At 71.5% G+C, this 19,858-nt stretch carries 21 protein-coding genes and 1 pseudogene; 10 read left to right on the top strand and 12 right to left on the bottom strand.

Translation table 11 applies throughout. The features are described 5' to 3' along the window. Nucleotides 1–124: 124 nt before the first annotated feature. The 5 genes from SACTE_RS30965 to SACTE_RS30985 are packed head-to-tail and all read right to left on the bottom strand — an operon-like array spanning nt 125 to nt 4,794. The gene (locus SACTE_RS30965; RefSeq protein ID WP_014049964.1) at nt 125–757 is read right to left on the bottom strand and encodes a CoA transferase subunit B; all 633 of its coding nucleotides are present in this window, start codon (nt 755–757) and stop codon (nt 125–127) included. Beyond that, nucleotides 754–1,506, bottom strand: a complete 753-nt coding sequence (locus SACTE_RS30970) for a CoA transferase subunit A (RefSeq protein ID WP_014049965.1) — start codon at nt 1,504–1,506, stop codon at nt 754–756. Before SACTE_RS30970 ends, SACTE_RS30965 begins: the two co-directional genes overlap by 4 nt. Next, nucleotides 1,506–2,711 carry a fumarylacetoacetase gene (gene fahA, locus SACTE_RS30975; protein ID WP_014049966.1) on the bottom strand — a complete coding sequence of 402 codons (1,206 nt, stop codon included), beginning with the start codon at nt 2,709–2,711 and terminating at the stop codon, nt 1,506–1,508. Before fahA ends, SACTE_RS30970 begins: the two co-directional genes overlap by 1 nt. Continuing rightward, nucleotides 2,708–3,595: a hypothetical protein gene (locus tag SACTE_RS30980; protein ID WP_014049967.1), complete on the bottom strand. Its 888-nt coding sequence runs from the start codon at nt 3,593–3,595 to the stop codon at nt 2,708–2,710. Before SACTE_RS30980 ends, fahA begins: the two co-directional genes overlap by 4 nt. Then, nucleotides 3,592–4,794, bottom strand: coding sequence for a homogentisate 1,2-dioxygenase (locus SACTE_RS30985; RefSeq protein WP_014049968.1), 1,203 nt, complete (start codon nt 4,792–4,794; stop codon nt 3,592–3,594). The genes SACTE_RS30980 and SACTE_RS30985 overlap by 4 nt, the downstream gene beginning before the upstream one ends. Nucleotides 4,795–5,230: 436 nt before the next feature. On the opposite strand from SACTE_RS30985, the gene SACTE_RS30990 reads away from it, so the two are divergent. Next, nucleotides 5,231–5,902 (top strand): helix-turn-helix domain-containing protein, encoded by a 672-nt coding sequence (locus SACTE_RS30990; RefSeq protein WP_014049969.1) that lies wholly within the window; start codon nt 5,231–5,233, stop codon nt 5,900–5,902. Between the two features lie 94 nt (nt 5,903–5,996). On the opposite strand, the gene SACTE_RS30995 is transcribed toward SACTE_RS30990, so the two are convergent. Next, nucleotides 5,997–6,659 carry a helix-turn-helix domain-containing protein gene (locus tag SACTE_RS30995; RefSeq protein ID WP_014049970.1) on the bottom strand — a complete coding sequence of 221 codons (663 nt, stop codon included), beginning with the start codon at nt 6,657–6,659 and terminating at the stop codon, nt 5,997–5,999. Between the two features lie 203 nt (nt 6,660–6,862). On the opposite strand from SACTE_RS30995, the gene SACTE_RS31000 reads away from it, so the two are divergent. The 6 genes from SACTE_RS31000 (at nt 6,863) to SACTE_RS31025 (ending at nt 12,634) form a co-directional block, all read left to right on the top strand. Beyond that, nucleotides 6,863–7,318 (top strand): nuclear transport factor 2 family protein, encoded by a 456-nt coding sequence (locus SACTE_RS31000; protein ID WP_014049971.1) that lies wholly within the window; start codon nt 6,863–6,865, stop codon nt 7,316–7,318. A 263-nt stretch (nt 7,319–7,581) separates the two neighbouring features. Further along, complete coding sequence (locus SACTE_RS31005; protein ID WP_014049972.1) at nt 7,582–8,925, top strand: MFS transporter; 1,344 nt, start codon at nt 7,582–7,584, stop codon at nt 8,923–8,925. Continuing rightward, nucleotides 8,922–9,737 (top strand): SDR family oxidoreductase, encoded by an 816-nt coding sequence (locus tag SACTE_RS31010; protein WP_014049973.1) that lies wholly within the window; start codon nt 8,922–8,924, stop codon nt 9,735–9,737. The genes SACTE_RS31005 and SACTE_RS31010 overlap by 4 nt, the downstream gene beginning before the upstream one ends. A 98-nt stretch (nt 9,738–9,835) precedes the next feature. After that, the gene (locus SACTE_RS31015; RefSeq protein ID WP_014049974.1) at nt 9,836–10,672 is read left to right on the top strand and encodes an SDR family oxidoreductase; all 837 of its coding nucleotides are present in this window, start codon (nt 9,836–9,838) and stop codon (nt 10,670–10,672) included. Then, complete coding sequence (locus tag SACTE_RS31020) at nt 10,665–12,131, top strand: FAD-dependent oxidoreductase (protein ID WP_014049975.1); 1,467 nt, start codon at nt 10,665–10,667, stop codon at nt 12,129–12,131. Before SACTE_RS31015 ends, SACTE_RS31020 begins: the two co-directional genes overlap by 8 nt. Then, nucleotides 12,128–12,634, top strand: a complete 507-nt coding sequence (locus tag SACTE_RS31025) for a nuclear transport factor 2 family protein (protein WP_014049976.1) — start codon at nt 12,128–12,130, stop codon at nt 12,632–12,634. The genes SACTE_RS31020 and SACTE_RS31025 overlap by 4 nt, the downstream gene beginning before the upstream one ends. Nucleotides 12,635–13,042: 408 nt before the next feature. Here the strand turns inward: SACTE_RS31025 and SACTE_RS35290 are convergent. After that, nucleotides 13,043–13,204 (bottom strand): annotated as a pseudogene (locus tag SACTE_RS35290) (YdcF family protein); the annotation flags it as partial. Nucleotides 13,205–13,632: 428 nt separating this feature from the next. Next, the gene (locus SACTE_RS31030; protein ID WP_014049978.1) at nt 13,633–14,766 is read right to left on the bottom strand and encodes an NAD(P)/FAD-dependent oxidoreductase; all 1,134 of its coding nucleotides are present in this window, start codon (nt 14,764–14,766) and stop codon (nt 13,633–13,635) included. 122 nt (nt 14,767–14,888) lie between these two features. On the opposite strand from SACTE_RS31030, the gene SACTE_RS31035 reads away from it, so the two are divergent. From SACTE_RS31035 to SACTE_RS31045, 3 genes are all read left to right on the top strand, one after another. Then, nucleotides 14,889–15,575 carry a TetR/AcrR family transcriptional regulator C-terminal domain-containing protein gene (locus tag SACTE_RS31035; protein ID WP_014049979.1) on the top strand — a complete coding sequence of 229 codons (687 nt, stop codon included), beginning with the start codon at nt 14,889–14,891 and terminating at the stop codon, nt 15,573–15,575. Nucleotides 15,576–15,775: 200 nt separating this feature from the next. Further along, nucleotides 15,776–16,240 carry a hypothetical protein gene (locus SACTE_RS31040; protein WP_014049980.1) on the top strand — a complete coding sequence of 155 codons (465 nt, stop codon included), beginning with the start codon at nt 15,776–15,778 and terminating at the stop codon, nt 16,238–16,240. Continuing rightward, nucleotides 16,240–16,557 (top strand): transcriptional regulator, encoded by a 318-nt coding sequence (locus SACTE_RS31045; RefSeq protein WP_014049981.1) that lies wholly within the window; start codon nt 16,240–16,242, stop codon nt 16,555–16,557. The genes SACTE_RS31040 and SACTE_RS31045 overlap by 1 nt, the downstream gene beginning before the upstream one ends. An 80-nt stretch (nt 16,558–16,637) precedes the next feature. Here SACTE_RS31045 and SACTE_RS35295 read toward each other — a convergent pair whose 3' ends face one another. The 4 genes from SACTE_RS35295 to SACTE_RS31065 form a co-directional block, all read right to left on the bottom strand. Beyond that, nucleotides 16,638–17,087 carry a hypothetical protein gene (locus SACTE_RS35295; RefSeq protein ID WP_226995196.1) on the bottom strand — a complete coding sequence of 150 codons (450 nt, stop codon included), beginning with the start codon at nt 17,085–17,087 and terminating at the stop codon, nt 16,638–16,640. A gap of 279 nt (nt 17,088–17,366) precedes the next feature. Further along, nucleotides 17,367–17,984 (bottom strand): SAM-dependent methyltransferase, encoded by a 618-nt coding sequence (locus SACTE_RS31055; RefSeq protein ID WP_014049982.1) that lies wholly within the window; start codon nt 17,982–17,984, stop codon nt 17,367–17,369. After that, a complete protein-coding gene (locus tag SACTE_RS31060; protein WP_014049983.1) occupies nt 17,981–18,751 on the bottom strand; it encodes a PIG-L family deacetylase in 771 nt (256 codons plus the stop codon). The genes SACTE_RS31055 and SACTE_RS31060 overlap by 4 nt, the downstream gene beginning before the upstream one ends. Then, nucleotides 18,748–19,794, bottom strand: coding sequence for an acyl-CoA/acyl-ACP dehydrogenase (locus SACTE_RS31065; RefSeq protein WP_014049984.1), 1,047 nt, complete (start codon nt 19,792–19,794; stop codon nt 18,748–18,750). Before SACTE_RS31065 ends, SACTE_RS31060 begins: the two co-directional genes overlap by 4 nt. Nucleotides 19,795–19,858: the final 64 nt, after the last annotated feature.

The following is a 19,858-nucleotide window of genomic DNA, read 5'->3' on the forward strand; positions in this document are numbered from 1 at the left end:
GGTGCGCGATCGCCGGCCACATGCGCGGACCGGGACCCGTATCGGAGCGACGATCTCCATGGATGCAAGCCACGACTTGTCTCCTGACCCGCCCCTGACGGCCTGTCCCGTCGCACGGGTTTCGCTACCCGCAACTGATTTCGCACTGCGTTTTGGCCCTGACGTCCTCGACGGAGACGTTCGGTGCCAGTTCGACCAGGTGCAGGCCCGTGGCGGTGACGTCCAGGACGCACAGGTCGGTGATGATCCGCTGGACGACCCTCTTTCCGGTGAGGGGCAGGGAACACTCCTCGACGATCTTGAAGCTCCCGTCCCGGGCCACGTGCTCCATCAGGACGACCACTCGCCTGGCACCGTGCACCAGGTCCATCGCCCCGCCCATCCCCTTGACCATCTTTCCGGGGATCATCCAGTTCGCGATGTCCCCCTTCGCCGATACCTGCATGGCTCCCAGGATCGCGGCGTCGATCTTGCCTGACCGGATCATGCCGAAGCTGGTCGCGGAGTCGAAGAACGAGGCACCGGCGCGGACGGTGACGGTCTCCTTGCCGGCGTTGATCAGGTCGGGATCGACCTCTTCCTCGGTCGGGTACGGACCGGTGCCGAGGATGCCGTTCTCGGACTGGAGCACCAGTTCCACGCCCGCCGGGATGTGGTTGGGCACCAGCGTGGGCAGACCGATACCGAGGTTGACGTAGTCACCGTCGGACAGTTCCGCCGCGGCACGCGCTGCCATCTGCTCGCGGGTCCAGCTCATCGCACCGTCCTCTTCTCGATCCGCTTGTCGGCGGCCTGTTCGGGCGACAGCGCGACGACACGGTGTACGTAGACGCCGGGCAGGTGCACCTGGTCGGGGTCGAGTTCGCCGGGCTCGACCAGTTCCTCGACCTCCGCGACGCAGATCCGGCCCGCCATGGCGGCCAGGGGGTTGAAATTGCGGGCGGCCTTGTCGAACACCAGGTTGCCGTGCCGGTCTCCACGGGCGGCCCGTACCAGTGCGGCGTCCGCCACCACGGCGTGCTCCAGCACATAGGTGCCGCCGTCGAACTCCTGGGTCTGCTTGGCCGGTGAGGCGATCTCGACGCCGCCCGCGCCGTCGTACTTCCAGGGCAGGCCGCCCTCGGCCACCTGCGTGCCGACACCGGTCGCGGTGAAGAACGCGGGAATGCCGGAGCCGCCGGCGCGGAGCCGTTCGGCCAGCGTTCCCTGGGGTGTGAGCTCGACCTCCAGTTCACCGGCGAGATACTGCCGGGCGAACTCCTTGTTCTCTCCCACGTAGGAGGCGACGATGCGGCGGATGCGGCCCGCGGCGAGCAGGAGACCGAGTCCCCAGTCGTCGACGCCGGCGTTGTTGGAGACGACCTGGAGCCGGTCGGCGCCCGACCGGAGAACGGCGTCGATCAGCACGGCGGGAATGCCGCACAGGCCGAAGCCGCCCACCGCCAGCGTCGCTCCGCGACCGATGTCCTCGACCGCCTCGGCGGCGGAGGGAACCACCTTGTCCATCAGACCTCCCGGCCGTGTCGCGCGGCGACGACGCGCCCACGCGCCTCACCGAAGCCGATGCGGGTGCCGCCCGCTCCGGGGGCGGTGGCGCGCAGCACCACCTCGTCACCGTCTTCCAGGAACGTCCGCCGCTCCCCGGCGACCGTCACCGGCTCCGCCCCGCCCCAGGTCAGCTCGATGAAGGCGCCGCGCTGCTCCTTGGCCGGCCCCGAGACGGTGCCCGAGGCGAAGAGGTCCCCGGTGCGGGTGGGTGCTCCGTTGACCGTGAGATGGGCCAGCATCTGGGCGGGCGACCAGTACATGGCGGCGTACGGCGGCCGGGAGACCACCTCGCCGTTCCACTCGACCTCCAGGTCGATGTCCAGGCCCCAGGGCTCGTCGAGCGCGAGGTAGGGGAGGACCTCCGGTTCCTGGACCGGGGTGCGCACCTTGGCTTCCTCCAGGGCCAGCAGCGGAACGACCCAGGGGGAGACGGTCGAGGCGAACGACTTGCCCAGGTTGGGTCCGAGTGGCACGTACTCCCACGCCTGGATGTCCCGGGCGGACCAGTCGTTGAAGAGGACGACGCCGAAGAGGTGCTTCTCCGCCCGCCCGGCCGCGACGGGCTCACCGAGCGCGCTGCCGGTGCCCACGACGAAGCCGAGCTCGGCCTCGATGTCCAGGCGTACCGACGGTCCGAAGACCGGTGCCGGGTCGTTCGGGCCCTTGCGCTGTCCGGCGGGGCGGATGATGTCGGTCCCGGAGACGACGATCGAGGCGGACCGGCCGTGGTAGCCGACCGGGAGGTGCTTCCAGTTCGGCATGAGCGGCTCGGGGTTGTCCGGGCGGAACAGCCGTCCGAGGTTGGCGGCGTGGTGCTCCGATGCGTAGAAGTCGACGTAGTCGGCCACGTCGAACGGCAGATGAAGGGAGACGTCGGAGGCGGAGTGCACCGCCGCCCGGGGGACGTCCTCGCTCAGCGCGGCGGTGACGGCGGATCGCACCTGGACCCAGCGGTCGTGGCCCTGGGCCATGAACGGGTTGAGCGACGGGCCCGCGAACACGTCGTCGCCCAGGAGCGTCGCCAGGTCGACGACGTGCTCGCCGTAACGCGTGCCGACGCGGGGGGCGCGTCCGGGCAGCGAGTACACCCCGTAGGGCAGGTTGTGGATGCCGAACAGGTCGTCTATGGGCACGTCGAGGCGGACGGTGGTGGATGCGGTCACAGGAGGTCCTTGGTCAGGTCCGGGCCGAGCAGGCCGAGAGCCGCGAGCTCACCGACGGGCTCGGCGAGAGAACAGGTGCCGAAAGAGCGGAAGGCCTTGCGGACCTCCGGGGACAGGGCGCCGACGAGACCGGCGACCGCGGCGGCGTCGCGTTCGGCCAGGACCGCGGCGATCTCCCCTTCGTCGGCGCCGTCGAGCGCGGCGCCGGTGGCCGCGAGCAGGTTGAGGTGGCCGTGCTGCTCGAACAGGGTCCGCGGATCGGTGTTGCGTACCGCGTGATGCAGCCCCGCCGTCGCCTTGAACGGGACCTCGGCGCCCACCGCGAGGCGCACGGCGCGCGCGAGCTCCCTCTCGTCGGGATACAGCTCGGCCCGCACGCCGCCGGTGCGGAACTTCGCCAGGTACGGGGAGTCCGCCAGTGAGGCGATCAGCTCGGCGCGGCGTCCGTCGCGCGGCACCTCCACGTACACGGTCACCCGGGCGCGGTCGTCCGAGCCCGACAAAGCGGTGGACAGCCGGGGCACGATCTCCGCGGCGGACATGCCGTCGGGAACGGCGACTTCGAGGGATCGCGGCCGAGCCGCCCGCAGCGTGCTGACCGACGCCAGTGCCCTGGCCGCCTCCTCGGGTGAGGGCACCGTCACCGCGAGCTCCAGGGACCCCGCGTCGTATGCGGTCGTCAGCTCTGCCAGTTCGGCCAGCCGTGCCTGCGGAACCACGAGGGGCCCCACGAGCGATGCGTGGGCGGCGGTGACGTGCCGGAGGTGCGCGGGCACCGCCTCGGCCAGCGGCATCTCACCGGGCGGAAACACCGCGGCGTCGTCGCAGAACGAGGCGAACAGCTCGGGCGGGACCGTTCCGGCGCCGCGAGGACCGCCCGTCACTTCCCGGCCTCCTTGCCGCCCTTGGCCCAGGAGTACGCGTAGACGCCGTCGTCGCAGTCGCGTGCCGCCTCACCGAGTTCCAGCGGCCGGAAGGTGTCCACCATGACCGCCAGCTCGTCGAAGAACTCCGCTCCGATGGCACGCTCGTAGGCGCCGGGCTGCGGTCCGTGCGGGTGGCCGCCGGGGTGCAGACTGATCGAGCCCTGCCCGATCCCGGACCCCTTGCGGGCCTCGTAGTCACCGCCGCAGTAGAACATCACCTCGTCCGAGTCCACGTTCGAGTGGTAGTACGGCACCGGGATGGCGAGGGGATGGTAGTCGACCTTGCGCGGCACGAAGTTGCAGATGACGAAGTTGTCGCCCTCGAACACCTGGTGGGCCGGCGGCGGCTGGTGGACCCGGCCCGTGAGGGGCTCGAAGTCGTGGATGCTGAAGACGTACGGGTAGAGGCAGCCGTCCCAGCCGACGACGTCGAAGGGATGGTGCGGCAGCGTGTGCACCGTGCCCGCGATTCCCCCCGGCCCGTTGCCGCGGTGCTTGATGTACACCTCGACATCCCGCCCCGCCACGGCCCCGAGGTTCTCGGGGCCGCGGAGGTCCCTCTCGCAGAACGGGGCGTGCTCCAGGAACTGCCCGTAACGGGAGAGATAGCGCTTGGCGGGGGTGATGTGGGAGTTGGCCTCGATGGCGTACAGCCGTACCGGACCGTCCGGGACGATCCGGTACGTCGTCGCGCGGGGGATGACGACGTAGTCGCCGTCATTCACCGGCAGGTCTCCGAAGACGGTCTCGACCCGAGCCGCTCCGGCCTCGACGTAGAGGCATTCGTCGCCGATCGCGTTGCGGTAGTACGGGCTGGTCGCGTCGGCGACGACGTAGGAGAGCCGGACGTCCCCGTTGCCCAGCAGCAACCTCCGGCCGGTCACCGCGTCGACCCCCGAAACGCCCTCGTCGAAGAGGTCGTGCGTGGAGAGGTGGCGTGGTGTCAGCGGATGGTTCGGGACGAGCGACTGGTCCGGCAGCTCCCAGCTCCGGTACGCGGCGATCGCGGACGGGATGTTCACGTGGTAGAGCAGCGAGGAGTCGGAGGAGAAGCCCTCCTCGCCCATCAGCTCCTCGAAGTACAGCGACCCGTCGGGTGCGCGGTGCTGAGTGTGGCGCTTGGGCGGGACGTTCCCCGCCATGCGGTAGTACGGCATGCCTGTCCATCTCCTGTCGGCAGTTCGCCCTGTGGCGGTGAACACCCGGGGCGGCGGACGCCGGTGGCGCCGGAGCAGGTGTCGACGCGGGGAGGGCCCGCGAGCCGCGCCGGGCCGTGCGCGCAGGCTGTGCGGCCTGAGGACACGCCCAGCAAGGTGTCCTGAAGGCGCTTCGACCGAGTGTGCGCCTGGCGCACATTTGTGTGCGGTGTCCGCAACCTGGATGCAACATAGTTCGCGTCCCGAGCGCGGTCAAGAGCTGCTGTGCCGCTGCTCCCGCGAGGTGGGAGCCGTGTACGCGCGACCGCGGTGCCGACGAACGCGGGAGCCGTCGGCAGGCCGGGCGGCGGGGGTGATTAACCTTCGAGTGGCCGCACTCCATGCTCGGAGCCGCGGTGCGCTACGACCCGCGGAGCGAACACAGGAGGAAGCCCACGTGGCCACCTTGCAGAGTCTGGACCGTGGCCTGCGTGCCCTCAGCCTCGTCTCCCTCGCCCCCGAGGGGCTCACGGTCGCCGAGATCGCGACACGGCTCGGCACCGACCGGGCGACCGCGTACCGCGTCGTCGACACGCTCGAACAGCACGCGCTGGTGACCCGGGGCCCGGGAAAGAGGATCAGGCTCGGGGCCGGCGCGGTCGTCTTCGCGAGCCGCTTCCAACCGCAGCTGATCCGCGCGGCCGGACCCGTTCTCCAGGAACTCGCCGACGCCGCCGGGGTGGCCGCCTTCCTCTCCCTGGCCCAGGGAGGGGACGCGTGCGTCCCCGTGCTGTCCGCGGAACCCGCCCGGCAGACGATCTTCCAGGTCAGCTACCGCATCGGGGCCGGTCACCCGCTGGACCGGGGAGCCAACGGCATCGCCATCCTGGCGCTCCAGCCGCCGGCGGAGAACGACTCCGAAGCTGTCGAACAGGCACGGGACGTCGGGTACAGCGTGACCGCCGGGGAGCTTCAGCACGGAGCCGTCGGGGTGGCCGCGGGCTTCGAGGTGCCGCACCTGCTCGGCGCGTCCGTCGGCACGGTCGCCATGGGGGAGGTCGACGTCGATCGCCTGGGGGAGCTGGTGAGGGAGGCGGCCGCCCGGCTCGCACGGCTCAGCCGCGCCTGAACCCGCCTCGTCTACGCCGCGAACGCCGTGCCCTGGGGTACGGCGTTCACGGCCTCCGCGGGCGGCGCCCACCGGCGCCGATCGGTCAGGACCTTCAGTCGAGCAGTTCGCCCAGGCTCCTCGCGGCACGGGAGACCATGGTGCCGAGCTGGTCGAGGTCGGTGTACTCGAAGACCGAGACGCCGATGCTGGCCGCCGCCGTCCCGTTGCCCGACGGAACGGCGGCGGAGACGCCGGTCACGGCGGGGATGACTTCGCCCGTGGTCACCGCGTACCCCTTGGCGCGGGCCTCGGTGACCTCCAGGCGCTCGCCCTCCCGGTACGGGCCGTGGGCGAGTACGGCGACGCCGCCGGAACCCTGCTCGATGGAGTGGGTCTGACCGGGCCGGAAGGACACGTGGACCAGGGCGCCGCGCGGTTCCACCACCATGAGGGCGCGCATCTGGGCGTCGCCCTCCTGGACCAGCAGGTGTGCGGTGGCCCGGGTGCTTTCGGCCAGCTCGTCCAGGATCGGACGGGCCAGCGCGCGTAGATCCTGCTGTACGGGTTCGGCCAGCGACACCAGGCCCGTACCCAGGACGATCCGGCGCTGGTGGTCGCGGCGGCACAGCTGGTGTGCCTCGAGGGTCCGCACCAGGCGGTGCGCGACTGTGCGGTGCACCGAGATGGCGTCCGCCAGCTCGCTGACGGTCAGGCCCTGCGGATGCTCCGAGAGGACTCTGAGCAGCAGCAGTCCGTGGTGGAGCGTCTTGGACATACCCGCATCGAGTTCGGGGACCGACCGGGTCGGCGAAGGTGAAGTCACGAATTCATCCCTTGACGGGTTTCAGCCAGCTACCTATGCTCCCATTATTCGCACAGGCGGTGCGAATATCGCACACAATCTCGATGTGTCGCAAGCTCTCCTCTTCAGCGGCTGGACGACTGCCGGAGTAGGACACGAGCCGAACGGATCTTCGTATGAACCCCAATGCGCCCGCGCCTGCCGCCAGCGCCCGGCTGGCCGAAATCCACCAGCTGTACCACCTCCAGAGTCACCTCATCGACGGTGGTCGCGCCGCGGAATGGGCAGCGACCTTCACCGCGGACGGCAGTTTCACCTCGCCCTCCTATCCCGCCCCGGTGACCGGCACCGCCGCGCTGACCGCGTTCGCGGAACGGTTCGCCGCCGACTGCGCCGCCGACGGCGTGGTACGACGGCACGTGGTCAGCAATGTGGCCCTGACCGGCGACGACGGAGCCGGAACCGTGCGGGTGGAGGCGTATCTGCAGATCGTCGCGACACCCGGCGGCGGTACACCGCACACCGAACGGTTCACCACACTCACCGACCGGGTCGTCCACGACGGCAGCGGCTGGCGGATCGTCGCCCGCGTGGTACGCCGCGACGGAGCCCCTGCCGACCCCCAGGCCTGACGCCGCGGCCTGAACGACCCGGGCCGTGCCCGCACGTGTCACGACACTCCCACGGCGACGCCCGGCCGGATCGACGCCTTCCGGCCCGACGGCCCCGGAGTGTCGGCGAGGGAAGCGGGCGACGACCGGCACTCCCTCCGGCCGAGCCCACCGGTACCCGTCCCGCCCCGCACTGCCTCAGACATGTGACAGCGACCGCGCTCCGACGGTCCCCATGGCATTCAGTGCCCACTCAAGCTTTCGCGCGTTCTAAGGACCGATCCATGGCAGACCTGGCAGCCGAACCGACGCCGACGAACCGACCAGGGGAGGCGTCGTCCAAGGACGGCACGAACCCCGCCGCCACACTGAAAGTCATCCGAGCGGCGATCCTCGGGACCGTCGTCGAGTACTACGACTTCGGCATCTACGGCTACATGGCCACCCTGCTCGCGGCGCACTTCTTCGTCGAGAGCGACCCGAACTCGGCGCTGCTCTCCACCTTCGCCGCGTTCGCGGTCGCCTTCTTCCTCCGGGCGCCCGGAGGCATCCTCTTCGGACACATGGGCGACAAGTACGGCCGCAAGAAGGCGCTCACCTGGACCATCCTGCTGATGGCCGTCGCCACCACCGGCATCGGGCTGATCCCCTCGTACGCCACGCTCGGCATCTGGGCGACCTGCCTCCTGGTGCTGTGCCGCTGCCTCCAGGGCTTCGCGGCCGGCGGCGAACTCGGCGGTGCGAACGCCTTCGTGTCCGAGCACGCCCCGGCCCACCGGCGGGCGTTCCACACCTCGTTCGTCAACACCGGCACCTACCTCGGCTCGCTGGTCGCCTCGCTGGTCGCCCTGGTGCTGACCTCGGCCGTCAGCGAGGACACCCTGCACGACTGGGCCTGGCGCATCCCCTTCCTCCTCAGCGCGGTGATCGGCCTGATCGGCCTCTACATCCGCAGGCAACTGCCCGAGACCGAGCAGTTCGAGGCCGTCCAGGAGAGCGACTCGGTCGAGGTGGCGAAGTACCCCATCGCCGACGTGTTCACCCACGCGTGGCGCCAGATCGTGCTGGTCACCTTCCTCGGGGCGCTGATCGTCGGCGGCTACTACGTGGCCGGCGTGTACGCCGCCAGCTACCTCCAGACCGAAGGGGGGCGCTCGGCCGACTTCGCGTTCACCTCCACCTGCATCGCCATGGTCGCCGCGGTGATCAGCCTGCCCATCGCCGGATACGTCGGCGACCGCATCGGCCGCCGGCCCGTGTTCTTCTTCGGAAGCGGCGTCACCGCCCTCGTCTCCCTCCCGGCCTTCATGGTGATGCGCGACGGCAGCCCGGTGGCCGCCGTCCTCGCCCAGTGCTCTCTGACCTTCTTCATCGGCCTGGTCAACGGCGTCTCGTTCGCCGCCTACGCCGAGATCTTCCGGGCGCGCTACCGCTACAGCGGCATCGCGATGAGCAACAACGTCACCAACATGGCACTGGGAGGCACGGCGCCCTTCATCGCCACGCTCCTGATCAACACCACCGACAACAACCTGGCGCCGGCGGGATACCTGATCGCCACCGCGCTCATGACCTTCGTCGCCACCTTCTTCCTCAAGGAGACCCGCGGAACGGAGCTGGAACTGTGAACCGCGCACAGACCGGCCGACGCAGGTTCGAAGGCCGCGCGGTCCTGGTCACCGGAGCCGCCGGGGGCCTGGGACGGGCCGACTGCCTGGCACTGGCCTCCGAGGGGGCGCACCTCTGGGCCGCCGACATCGACGTGGCCGCCGCCGAGGCGCTCGTCGCCGAACTCGCGGCGGTCGGCGGGTCGGGGCAGGCCGTCCACCTGGACGTCGCCGACGCCGACTCCTGGAGTGCGCTGGCCGACGAGGTGGAGGCCGCCGGGCCGCTCCACGGCCTGGTCAACAACGCCGGCGTCAGCCTGCGCGCCGGCATCGCCGACACCACCGTCGAACAGTGGCAGCGCGTCATGGACATCAACCTCTCCAGCGTCTTCTACGGTCTCAAGACACTCACCCCCGCACTCGCGCGAGGGGCCCAGGACGGCGGGGCCGCAGTCGTGAACGTCTCGTCCGTCGCCGGGATGGTCGGCTACTTCTCCGCCACGTACGGCACCAGCAAATGGGGCGTCCGCGGGCTGTCGAAGGTCGGCGCGCTCGAACTCGCCGCGCACGGCATCCGCGTGAACTCGCTGCACCCGGGCCTCACCTCTACCCCCCTGCTCCACCAGGCCCCCGACACCTCCTTCGTGGACGAGAGCCTGCGGTCGGTCCCGGCCGGCCGACTCGCGACTCCCCAGGAGATCGCGCGCGTGGTCGCGTTCCTGCTGTCCGACGACTCCACGTACATCACGGGCGAGGAAGTCGTCGTCGACGGCGGACTGACGTCCGGCGGGCTCTACCACCGCATCCTCGCGGGACTGGCCGACAAGCCGTGAACCGCCCCCACCGAGACCGGCCCGAGACCGGCGCGCCGACGACCGACGCGCGTCGGCACCGGTCCGCAACCCACCCCACCCCACCTGAAGGATCTCCCATGAGCACCACCCAGGCACCCGACGACAACCCCGGCCGTGTCAACCACGACGCCCTCCCCGCGATCAACCCCGAACTGGTCGGCCGCACCGTCGTCGTGACCGGCGCCGGCCGAGGCATGGGCGCACTCTTCCTGGAGGAGCTGGCACGCCGAGGCGTCAACGGCGTCGGCGGTGACCTCGACCAGGAGGAGATGGCCTCCGTCGCCGAGAAGATCAACGCACGCCTCGCCGGCACCAGCGGCGCGGGCCGCGTGGTCGGCGTCGGCGCCGACGTCACCGACCCGGCCGCCGGCGACGAACTGGTGGCCACCGCCCTGCGTGAGTTCGGCCGGCTCGACCTGTGGGTCAACAACGCCGGCGTCTTCCCGCAGGCCGAGTTCACCGACATCACACCCCAGCAGCTCGCGCTCACCTACGGCGTCAACGTCAACGGCGTCGTGTACGGCGGGCAGGCGGCCGCCCGCCACTTCCGCACCGTCGGGGGCGGCGCGATCGTCAACATGTCCTCGGTCGCCGCCGTCCGCGCACGGCCCACCCGCGCCACGTACAACTCCTCGAAGGCCGCCGTACGGCACCTCACCACCTGCATGGCCGTCGAACTCGGCCCCGACAACATCCGCGTCAACTCCATCGCACCGGGCTACATCGACACCGAGATGACCCGCTGGATCCGCGAGGACCGGGCAGCGATGGACCGCGCGCTCACCACGGTTCCGCTGCGCCGGATCGGCGCGCCCATGGAGGTCTTCGCCGCCCTGTACTTCCTCCTCTCCGACAGCGCCCGGTACATCACCGGCATCAGCATCCCGGTGGACGGCGGGTCGCAGCATGTCTGAGCCCCACGACACCGCACACGACTACGACGTCATCGTGGTCGGCGCCGGCGGCGCCGGCCTGGCGGCCTCCGTCTCGGCCGCCCAGGCGGGCGCACGCGTGCTGCTGCTGGAGGCCGAGGACGAGATCGGCGGATCCACCCAGCTCTCCGCCGGGCTGCTGACCGCCTCGGCCACCAGCGTCCAGAACAGCCTCGGCGTCGACGACTCGCCGCTCCGCATGTTCCAGCACTACATGGATCTCAACGGCTGGCGGGTCCGTCCCGGCCCCGTCAGGATGTTCTGCGAGGAATCCAGCAGCACCGTCGAGTGGCTGCTCGAACTGGGCGTCGAAATACCCGCCCAGGTCTCGCGCAGCGCCCACGAGCCGGGCCTCACCCGGGCCGGCGTGGAGGACGTCTGGCGAGGCCACGTCCCCAAGGACCAGGGCTACGGACTGGTGCAGGTACTCGACAAGGCCCGCGCACGTCTCCACGTGGACCTGGCCCTCGGCAGCCGGGTGGAGGACCTGGTGGTACGGGACGGCGCCGTCCGCGGCGTCCTCCTGGACGGTGAGGAGGCGACCGCACCGGCCGTCGTCATCGCCAGCGGCGGCCTCGCGGCCGACGCCGACCTGGTCCGCCGGTTCCTCCCCGACGCCGAGACCGCCGGGGACGCGCTGTTCGTGGTGGCCGCGCCCGGCTCACGGGGCGACCACGTCGGCATCGCCGAGCGGCACGGCCTCGCACTGTTCGGCCAGGGGTGGGGCCTGCTCCTGGTGACCGCCGAATTCCAGCGATACCACCACTGGCAGAGCGGATTCCCGCCCGCCTCCCGCATCCATGTCGGCCTCGACGGCCGACGCTGCATGGACGAGGACGCCCCGTACGCCGTCAGTCCGGGCATCCTCAAGGACCACGGCGGCTGGGTCTGGTCCGTGTTCGACGACGACGCCCGCACGTCGCTGCCCCCCGGCTACGCCGACTGGGACGCCGACCGGATCCTGGAGGAGGTCGCCAAGGGCACCGTCCTGCGCGCCGACACCCTTGAGGAACTCGCCGGCCTGATGGACGTACCCCCGGATCACCTGAGCGCAAGCGTCACCCGCTTCAACGCCCTGTTCGCCGACGGCACCGACGAGGACTACCTGCGCCACGAATCCCTCGCCGCCAAGGGCGCCGACCCGTACCTCGCCCCCATCGCGCACGGACCGTTCTTCGCGGTGCGGATGCTCCCCGCCGAGCTGGTCTGCACCCACACCGGCCTCGAGGTGGACGCCCGGACCCGAGTGCTGGGCACCGACGGCCGGGCCCTGCCAGGGCTGTACGCGGCAGGCGAGGCCGCCGGCGGAATCCTCGGCGAACGCTACGTCGGCGGTGGCAACTCCGTCGCCCACGCACTGGTGCTCGGCCGGGTCGCCGGCCGCGAGGCGGCCGCCCGTGCGGCCGAGTCGGCATCCCGGACCGAGGAGGGCCCCGCATGAGCCGCGCAGACGACCGATTCGAGATCCAGAACGTCCTGTTCCGCTACGCACGGGCGGTGGACCGACTGGACTACGACGCCATCGCGGCCTGCTACTTCGACGACGCGGTCGATGTCCACGGCGGGTACACGGGGGACGCCGCCGGGCTCATCGAGGACATCCGCGCCCGGCACCGCACCATCGACTCCTCCCAGCACTTCATCTCCAACGTGCTGGTGGAGTTCACGGGGGAGCACAGCGCCGACGTCGAGTCGTACTGTCTGTGCTTCCTGCGGCAGGCACCCACCGAACCCGGCGGGGATCAGGACCTGGCGATCATCCGCTGCCGATACGTCGACCGGTTCGAGCGCCGCGACGGTGCCTGGGGCATCGCCGACCGGGTCGTCGTATTCGACGAGTCGCGCGTCGTCCGCATGCTCGAGGGCCTGGCCCCCGACTGGGTCGCGTCGCGACGTGACGGATCCGACCCCGTGTACAGCTGGGGGCACCGGAGCCACGCGTAGGACGTGACGGCAGGGTCGTAGCGCCGTCGGTGCCCGGTGCCCGGTACGCGGGGGAGCGCGGGTCCCGGCCGACTTTCGTCGCGGGCCGTATCGGCGAAGGGCCATCGCGGTGATACGGCCCGCGGGTCAATACCCCTGAGGGGCTGTCCCGTCATCCCGCCATACCTGGTGGATCGGCGTGCGGCGTCAGATGCGGTGCGTCGCAAGGCGTAGGGACGTCCGCATACGCATGGAGGCACCTCCGAGGCGAAGCTCTGGGGGAGCACCGGTCGCAGACAGCACCGCGGCCGCAAGTATGTCGGCCCCCCGCGCCCAAGCTCTGCACCCGATCAAACAGCCGTCACGCTGCTGCCGTGAGGGCGCCGCGCCGTCACGGCAGCAGAGACCGTTCGAAGCGACAGCAGCCGTTTACGGCGAAGTCCTCCGTTCGTCGGCATCGAGCCCGCGGAGCGTGCAGAGGCCGTACAGAGCCAACAGGGGCTTGGCGACCATCCATTCGCCAGGTCGGTGGTCCTCCGCGCGCACCAGCTTCTCGGCCGGATCAGGGCGCTGTCGCCGCAGGTACGCGCGGGGCATGGTCCGCGCCTGCGCCCCTCCGCCTTCTCCGCGCTCCCGTGCAGGACATGCGCGGGCCGGCGCACAGCGGGGAGCAGTCGAGCGGCGGGCGCACCATCCTTGCCGGGCGGCGGTCACCAAGATCATGAAGGCCCTTCGGTGCGCTGAACGTTTGCGATGCCGGGGGCTCGAAGGACCGTCTGGCCGACGGAGGGCCGCCGGTGCCGAAGGACCCTGCGGCGCGGGGTTGCTGCTCGGTCTGTGCCGCGCCTCTACCTTCCCGGGTGCGGGCCGTGTGCTGCCTGCGCCTCGGCGGCTTCTGCCAGGCCCCGCCCCGGTGCTGGTGGGTGGCGGTGGAGGGTTCCGGGGTTCTTGTCGGTCAGGACGTGGCAGCCCTCGTCCGTAGGCGTGATGACCCAGCCGTGGTAGATCCGTGGCGTGAGTCACGAAGCAAGCTCAGTTCCGGTCATGAGGGCGAGCAGGCTGTGGGGTGCGTGGTCATCGATCATGATCGTGTAGAAGTCGTCGTCGTCCGCTTCTGCGGCGGCGACGCGGGCGAACATGCTCTGTTCGTGCGCGGTGAGCGCGGCTTCCACCGCGTCAGGGTGGGCGGCGAGGGCTTGGCCGAGCTCGGCGCCGTCCTGCATGGCCAGGTTGGCGCCTTCGCCGTTGGGCGCCCTCAGGTGGGCGGCGTCGCCGAGCAGGGTCACCCCCGGTACGCGGTCCCACCGGTGTCCGGCGGGCAGCGTGAAGACGGGGCGCAGGACCGGCGGGGTGTCGCTGTCGGTGATCAGGGCGGTGAGCTCAGGGGCCCAGCCGTCGAACTCCCTCGCCATCCTGGCGGTCAGGGCCGCGGCATCGGCGGTGTCGAGGTGGGCGAACCATTCCTGGGGCTTCCTCAGCTGCGCGTAGGTGTGCAGGGTTCCGCCGCCCTCGCGGTGGGCCAGCAGTCCCCTCCCGGGAGCGAGCGCGAACAGCGACCCGGCTCCGACCGCCTCCGCGGAGGCGGGGTGGCGGGTGTCGCAGTCGAAAAGAAACGTTTCCACACTGCAGACGCCGACGTACTGGGGAGGCGCTTCGGAGAGCAGCGAGCGTACCCGCGACCATGCCCCGTCGGCGCCGACGAGCAGGCCCGCGACGACGGTGGTGCCGTCGGCGAAGCTCACCTCGTGGCGGCCCTCGCCGAGTGCTCGCACCGCGGTGACCTTGTGCCCCCATCGGACGGTACCGTCGGGCAGCGAGTCGAGCAGCAGCTGCCGCAGCTCGCCGCGCGGCGCCTCGGGGCGCTCGCCCGTGCCGTCGTCGGGCAGGTCGAGCAGCACGTTTCCCGCCTGATCCAGGACCCGGTACGTCTCACGGCCGGGCAGGACCAGCTTGCGGAACCCCTCGAACAGGCCCGCGGACTTCAGCGCCGCCTGCCCGCTTCCGGGGTGGAGGTCGAGCAGGCCGCCCTGGCGGCGGGCGTCCGGCGAGGGATCCGCCTCGTGGACCGTGGCCTCGATGCCGTGCACGTGCAGCACGCGGGCCAGCACCAGGCCGCCCAGACCCGCTCCGATGATCGTGACCGGTGTCGTCATGGTCTTCCTCCGAAAGCTTGTCGATAAAGCCTGTCGATCCGCACCGGATGCGCTTTGGATCGCCGCTCCAATAAAGCTAGCACGGCTTTGGAGTGCCGATCCATGCATGCGATACTCGGGGCATGGTGAAGAAGACTGCGAAGGGGTCGGCGCGGGCCCCGCGGCGTACGGAGGGCCTGTCCAGGGATGTGATCGTCCAGGCGGCGACCGAGCTCCTGGACGGTGGCGGCGAGAGCGCGCTGACGTTGCGCGCCCTCACCGTTCGTCTGCGCACGGGTTACGGGGCGATCTACCACCACGTCGCGGACAAGGGCGACGTCCTCGCGGCGGCCACTGATGACGTCGTCGTCCGGGTGCTGGCCGGCGTGGTCGGCGACGCGGACCCGCAGAAGGCTCTGCGCCGTCTCGCGCTGGGTCTGTTCGACGCGATCGACGCGCACCCCTGGGTGGGCGCCGAGCTGTCCCGGCAGCCGTGGCGGCCCGCGATGCTGGACTTCTACGAGAGCATCGGCAGGCTCCTGGACGCCCTCGACGTCCCCGAGTCGGCGCGCTTCGACGCGGCCGGCGCGCTCGTGAACTACGTCATGGGCGTTGCCGGGCAGAACGCCGAGAACGCTCGGCGCCTTGCCGGTGGCGATACGGATCGGGCGGCCTTCCTGGACGACGCCGCCGAACGATGGGCGCAACTGGACCCCGACCGGTACCCGTTCGTGCACGCGGCGACAACACGGTTGCGCGAGCACAGCGACCGCGACCAGTTCATCGCCGGCGTCGACATCTTCTTGGCCGGCATGGCGGCCCTGCGCTGAGGTGATCCGGTCGTCGCACCCCGCGCGGCTGGCGGTCGGCACCCTGGTCCGCGGGTTCAGGCGACGATCCCTGGGTGATCGCCGGCCACGCGGGCTCGCGTGAGCCGAAGCGGCCGCGCGCCGTGTTCTTTCCTCTTGGGAAAGTACGTGGTACTTTCCCGAGAGGAAAGAACACGGCCGGGCGAGGGCGGGGGAGTCGCATGACGTTTCACGAGGTGCAGGACGCACTGGACGATGTCCGGCGCCGAGGCGCGCAGGCCCGTGCCGAGCACGTGCGCCACGGACTCTCCTGGCCCTACCTTCTTGCCGAGGCGCTGCTTGTGTTCATGGCGTTCGCCTCCTACGACCTGCCGAATCCATGGGGCGGGGCGGTACTTCTCCCCTCGCTGCTACTGGCCATGGGCACGATCGCGGTCTACCTGCGCAGAGCACCCGTCCGCATGCCCCTCACCTACAGGGGCGCGCTCCTCGGGGCAGCGGCCGGGCTGGGGCTGGTGGGACTGTTCCGGTTGCTTTCGGACGTTGCGGGCGCCGTCGGCGTACCGGCCCCGCACATGGTGTCGGCCGCGGCTCTGTGCGTGGCGGGTGTGCTGACCGCGCACAGGTGGGGAGCCACGGTCGTGGCGCGTGAACTGCGTGGAATCGACGGGAGCAGGCGTCGCTGATGGATGACGGCTTCAACGAGTTCCTGCATGTCCCCGCGCGCCTTGCGATCGTCGCGCTGCTGGCACCGACGAGCTGGACGGAGTTCGGTTTCCTGCGGGACGCGATCCCCACCAGCGACTCGGCGCTCTCCAAGCACCTTTCCTCCCTTGCGGCCAAGGGGTACGTAGAGGTCCGCAAGGACAAGCACGCCGGCGGGCGCCGCACCCTGATACGGCTCACGCCTGACGGCCGGCAGGAGTTCCGACGCCACGCCGCGGCGTTGGAGCGGATCGTCGCGACGGCTCGCGCCCCGCAGGGCGGCGAGCCGGACGGCTGACCCGAGGAGGGCGGAGCCGCCGCGACGGGTTCACCGGCATACCGGCGACGCACCGGCCGGGCGCGCTCCCCGTCACGCCCTCAGCCCGGCAGGTGGACGCGCTCCGCGAGCCGGCCGAGGTGGTCGCCGTAGCCGCCCTGGGCGCGTGCCGTCAGGCGCGCCGAGGTGAGGACCGGGTGGCGCCTGGTGCGCAGCACGCGGTGGCCGCCCGTCTCGAGGGCGCTGACCAATGCGTGGTCCTCTCCGGCGGTGAGCGCAGGGTAGCCCCCGCACCGCAGGTAGGCGTCGGCTCGCACCCCGAGGTTGGCTCCGTGGACATGCGGGTGGAGGTCCGACGCGCCTCCAGGGTGGCGCCCGGCGGCCTCGTACTCCCGTAGGTGGGCGCGGATCACGTCGGCGAGCGCGGGAGGCCACCCCTGGGGGCGGACGGTGCCCACCACCGCGTCCCAGCCCTGCTCGGCGCGGGCCCGCTGATGGGCGAGCCAACCGGGCGGGACCTCGCTGTCGGCGTCGGTGGACGCGATCCACACATTCCCGGGGGTCCAGGCGGAGGGTGCGGAGCGCCAGTGCGACGCCGGCGGCTCTGGCACGCCCGGGGTTGCGGGCGTGCAGCGGGACGACCAGAGCGCCGGCCCGCCGTGCGACGGTTCGCGTCCCGTCGGTGCAGGCGTCCGCGGCGACCACCACGAGCAGCCGGGTGGACGCGAGGGCGGGGTGCCGGGCGGCCCGGGACACGGCGGAGAGCGCCGCGGGAAGGAGCGTCTGCTCGTTGTGCGCGGGTATCACCACCGCCATGCCCGCGATGTCCGTCATACGAGCCCCTCGGCGGCGGCGGGTGAGAGGGGTGCGGCCCCACCGGGCAGGACGCGGCTGAAGGTCTGCAGGACGAAGTCCTCCTCCATGTGCTCGGCCCGCAGCAGCAGACCGGGCTCCTGTGTGAGCCGGTCGGCCAACTGTGTTCCGGTGTAGAGGTGTTCAGGAACCGGGTGGTTCCAGTGCACCGTGACCAGCGTCCCGCCCGGTTCCAGCGAGCCGGTGGTCCGTGACAGCAGCTCGGCCAGCTGCGGCTCGTCGAAGTAGTAGAGCAGTTCGGACAGCACGATGAGGTCGAAGCGTCCCTCCGGCCACTCCTCGGGCACGGCGAGCCGGGCAACCTCCACCTGGGCGAGGTCCGCGGTGCGCCGCCGCGTGGTGTCCACGGCGGAGGCGATCCGGTCGGCGGCGAGCAGGCGCTCGCAGCGCGGAGCCAGAAGCCGGGTCAACTGGCCCACCGAGCAGCCGGGTTCGAAGGCGCTACGGAACAGGGGCTTGGGCAGCGAGGCGAGGGTCAGTGCGTATTTGCGCTGCTCGTACCAGCGCTCCTTGAGATGCCAGGGATCGTCCACGCCCTGGTACATGTCCTCGAAGTATCCGGCGGGGGTGCTCACAGGAACACCACCTCACGGGGTCGCAGGTGGTGGGCGAGCTCCTCGGGAGGCAGGACGGCCGCTTCCTCCGGCCCTGGGCCCAGGGGCCGGATCTGCGAGACGAAGGCAGCGACGGCGTGCCGTTTCCGGGCCTGGACCTCCGCGGACAGGGGGAGCCGTGCGGCCCGGTCCCAGGGCACCCGGGGGTCCTCCGGTCGCCCCCAGTGCCACAGCCACACGGGGTACTCCACGAACGGGACGCCGCTCTCGGCTGCCGCTGCCCGTGCCGCACGACCGGCCGCCTCGTGGTCGCTGTGCACATCGGCCGTCCACGGCGCAGCGACCAGGGCGGCGCCGGAACAGAGCGGGACGAGAGCCCGTCGTACCTCTTCCTCGTGGCGGCCCACGCCGGAGTCGGGGACGTGCAGCCGCGCGATCTCCGCGTCAGGGGCGCCGAGCCGGTCCAGGGCGGTGCGGATCTCCTCGGCGCGGACACGGGAGAGGTCGTGGGGGCGCAGGACTCTGCTGTGAGGGTGGGAGCCCTCCCCGTCCGTCACTGAGACCACGGTGAGGCCGTGCCCGGCGGCGGCGAGCCGGGCGATCGTACCGCCGAGACCGAGGACCTCGTCGTCGGGGTGGGCGGCCACCACGACGACCCTGCCCGGGGGCGGAAGCGTGAACTCAGGCAGGCTCTCCCAGCCCGGCCACGTCTCCCATACGCCCTCGTCGGTACCGGGAGCCTGAATGGCGTCCGCGTACGGAGGTGTGCCGTCGGTGAGATCGGTCATCGTTCGTCCCTGCCGCTGACGAGGGCGCCGATGTCGGCGAGGTCGCGCTCGGCGTGGTGCTGGCGGATGTACACGGTGAGGTCGGCGACGTCGCGCGCGTGCCGCCGGTCGTGACAGAGCGGCCCCGCCCCGGTGGCCCGGCCCACATGGCTGAGGGTGCGCTCGCAGACGGCCTCGACGAACGCCCGTGCACGCAGGCCGCGCAGCCGTGCCCCGCCCTTGCGGTCCATCGGGTCGGCGTCGATCCCGGCCGCCGCGTCCTCCAGGACCAGACCCGCCGTGTGCAGGTCGATGTCGACGGCACCGAGGTGGGCGTCGGTGTGCGGACCGCTGCCTCGGCGGCCGGCCGCGCGCAGCGAGCGGGCCACGGCGTGCGCTCCGCCGAGCCAGCAGGCGGCCACCCCGATGCCGCCGTGCTGGAAGCCGGGCCGGTTCACATATCCCTCGACGTCCCCGACCGGTTCGGCCGCGGCCGCGTGGAACCGTACGTCCGGCGTGTCCGAGCCGGCCATACCGAGCGCCTGCCAGGTGCCCTCCACCGGCTCGTACGTCCCTCGTGTCAAGGCGACGGCGAAGAGGCGGCGGCCGTCCTCGGCGCGGGCGGTGACCAGCGCGTGCGTGCAGCTGTGCGCTCCGGAGCAGTACTGCTTGAGCCCGCTCAGGCTCCACCGCCCGTCCCGGTCCCGGACGGCGGTGAGTCCCTCGCCCGGGGGCTCGGCCGCCCATACCCCCCAGCGCCGGCCGGGCGCGGGGGCGGGCCCGCCCAGTTCGGCGAGCACGGCCAACGCGTCGACGTGGCCCTCCACCAGCCGGGCGAGGCACAGATCGTCCTCGGCCACGGCCCGTAGCGCGGCGAAACGCTCGGCGGTCGCCCCGCCGCCCGGCAGCGGGAAGCTCAGATCGCCCGCGTCGATCGCGGCGGCCGCCGCGGTGAAGCGCGCCGCGGTCTCGGCGCGCAGGGAACGGGCGTCGAACTCGTCGGCTGCGCCGGGCCGGGGCGTGGCCTCGGGCACGACGGGGCGTCGTACGGGGTCCTCAGTCATCACATGTCCTTCATCCATGGGGCCGGTCGCGTCCTCTGCTCGGCCGGCCGCCCTCGCACCAGTG

This window comes from Streptomyces sp. SirexAA-E, assembly GCF_000177195.2.
Classification (GTDB): domain Bacteria; phylum Actinomycetota; class Actinomycetes; order Streptomycetales; family Streptomycetaceae; genus Streptomyces; species Streptomyces flavovirens.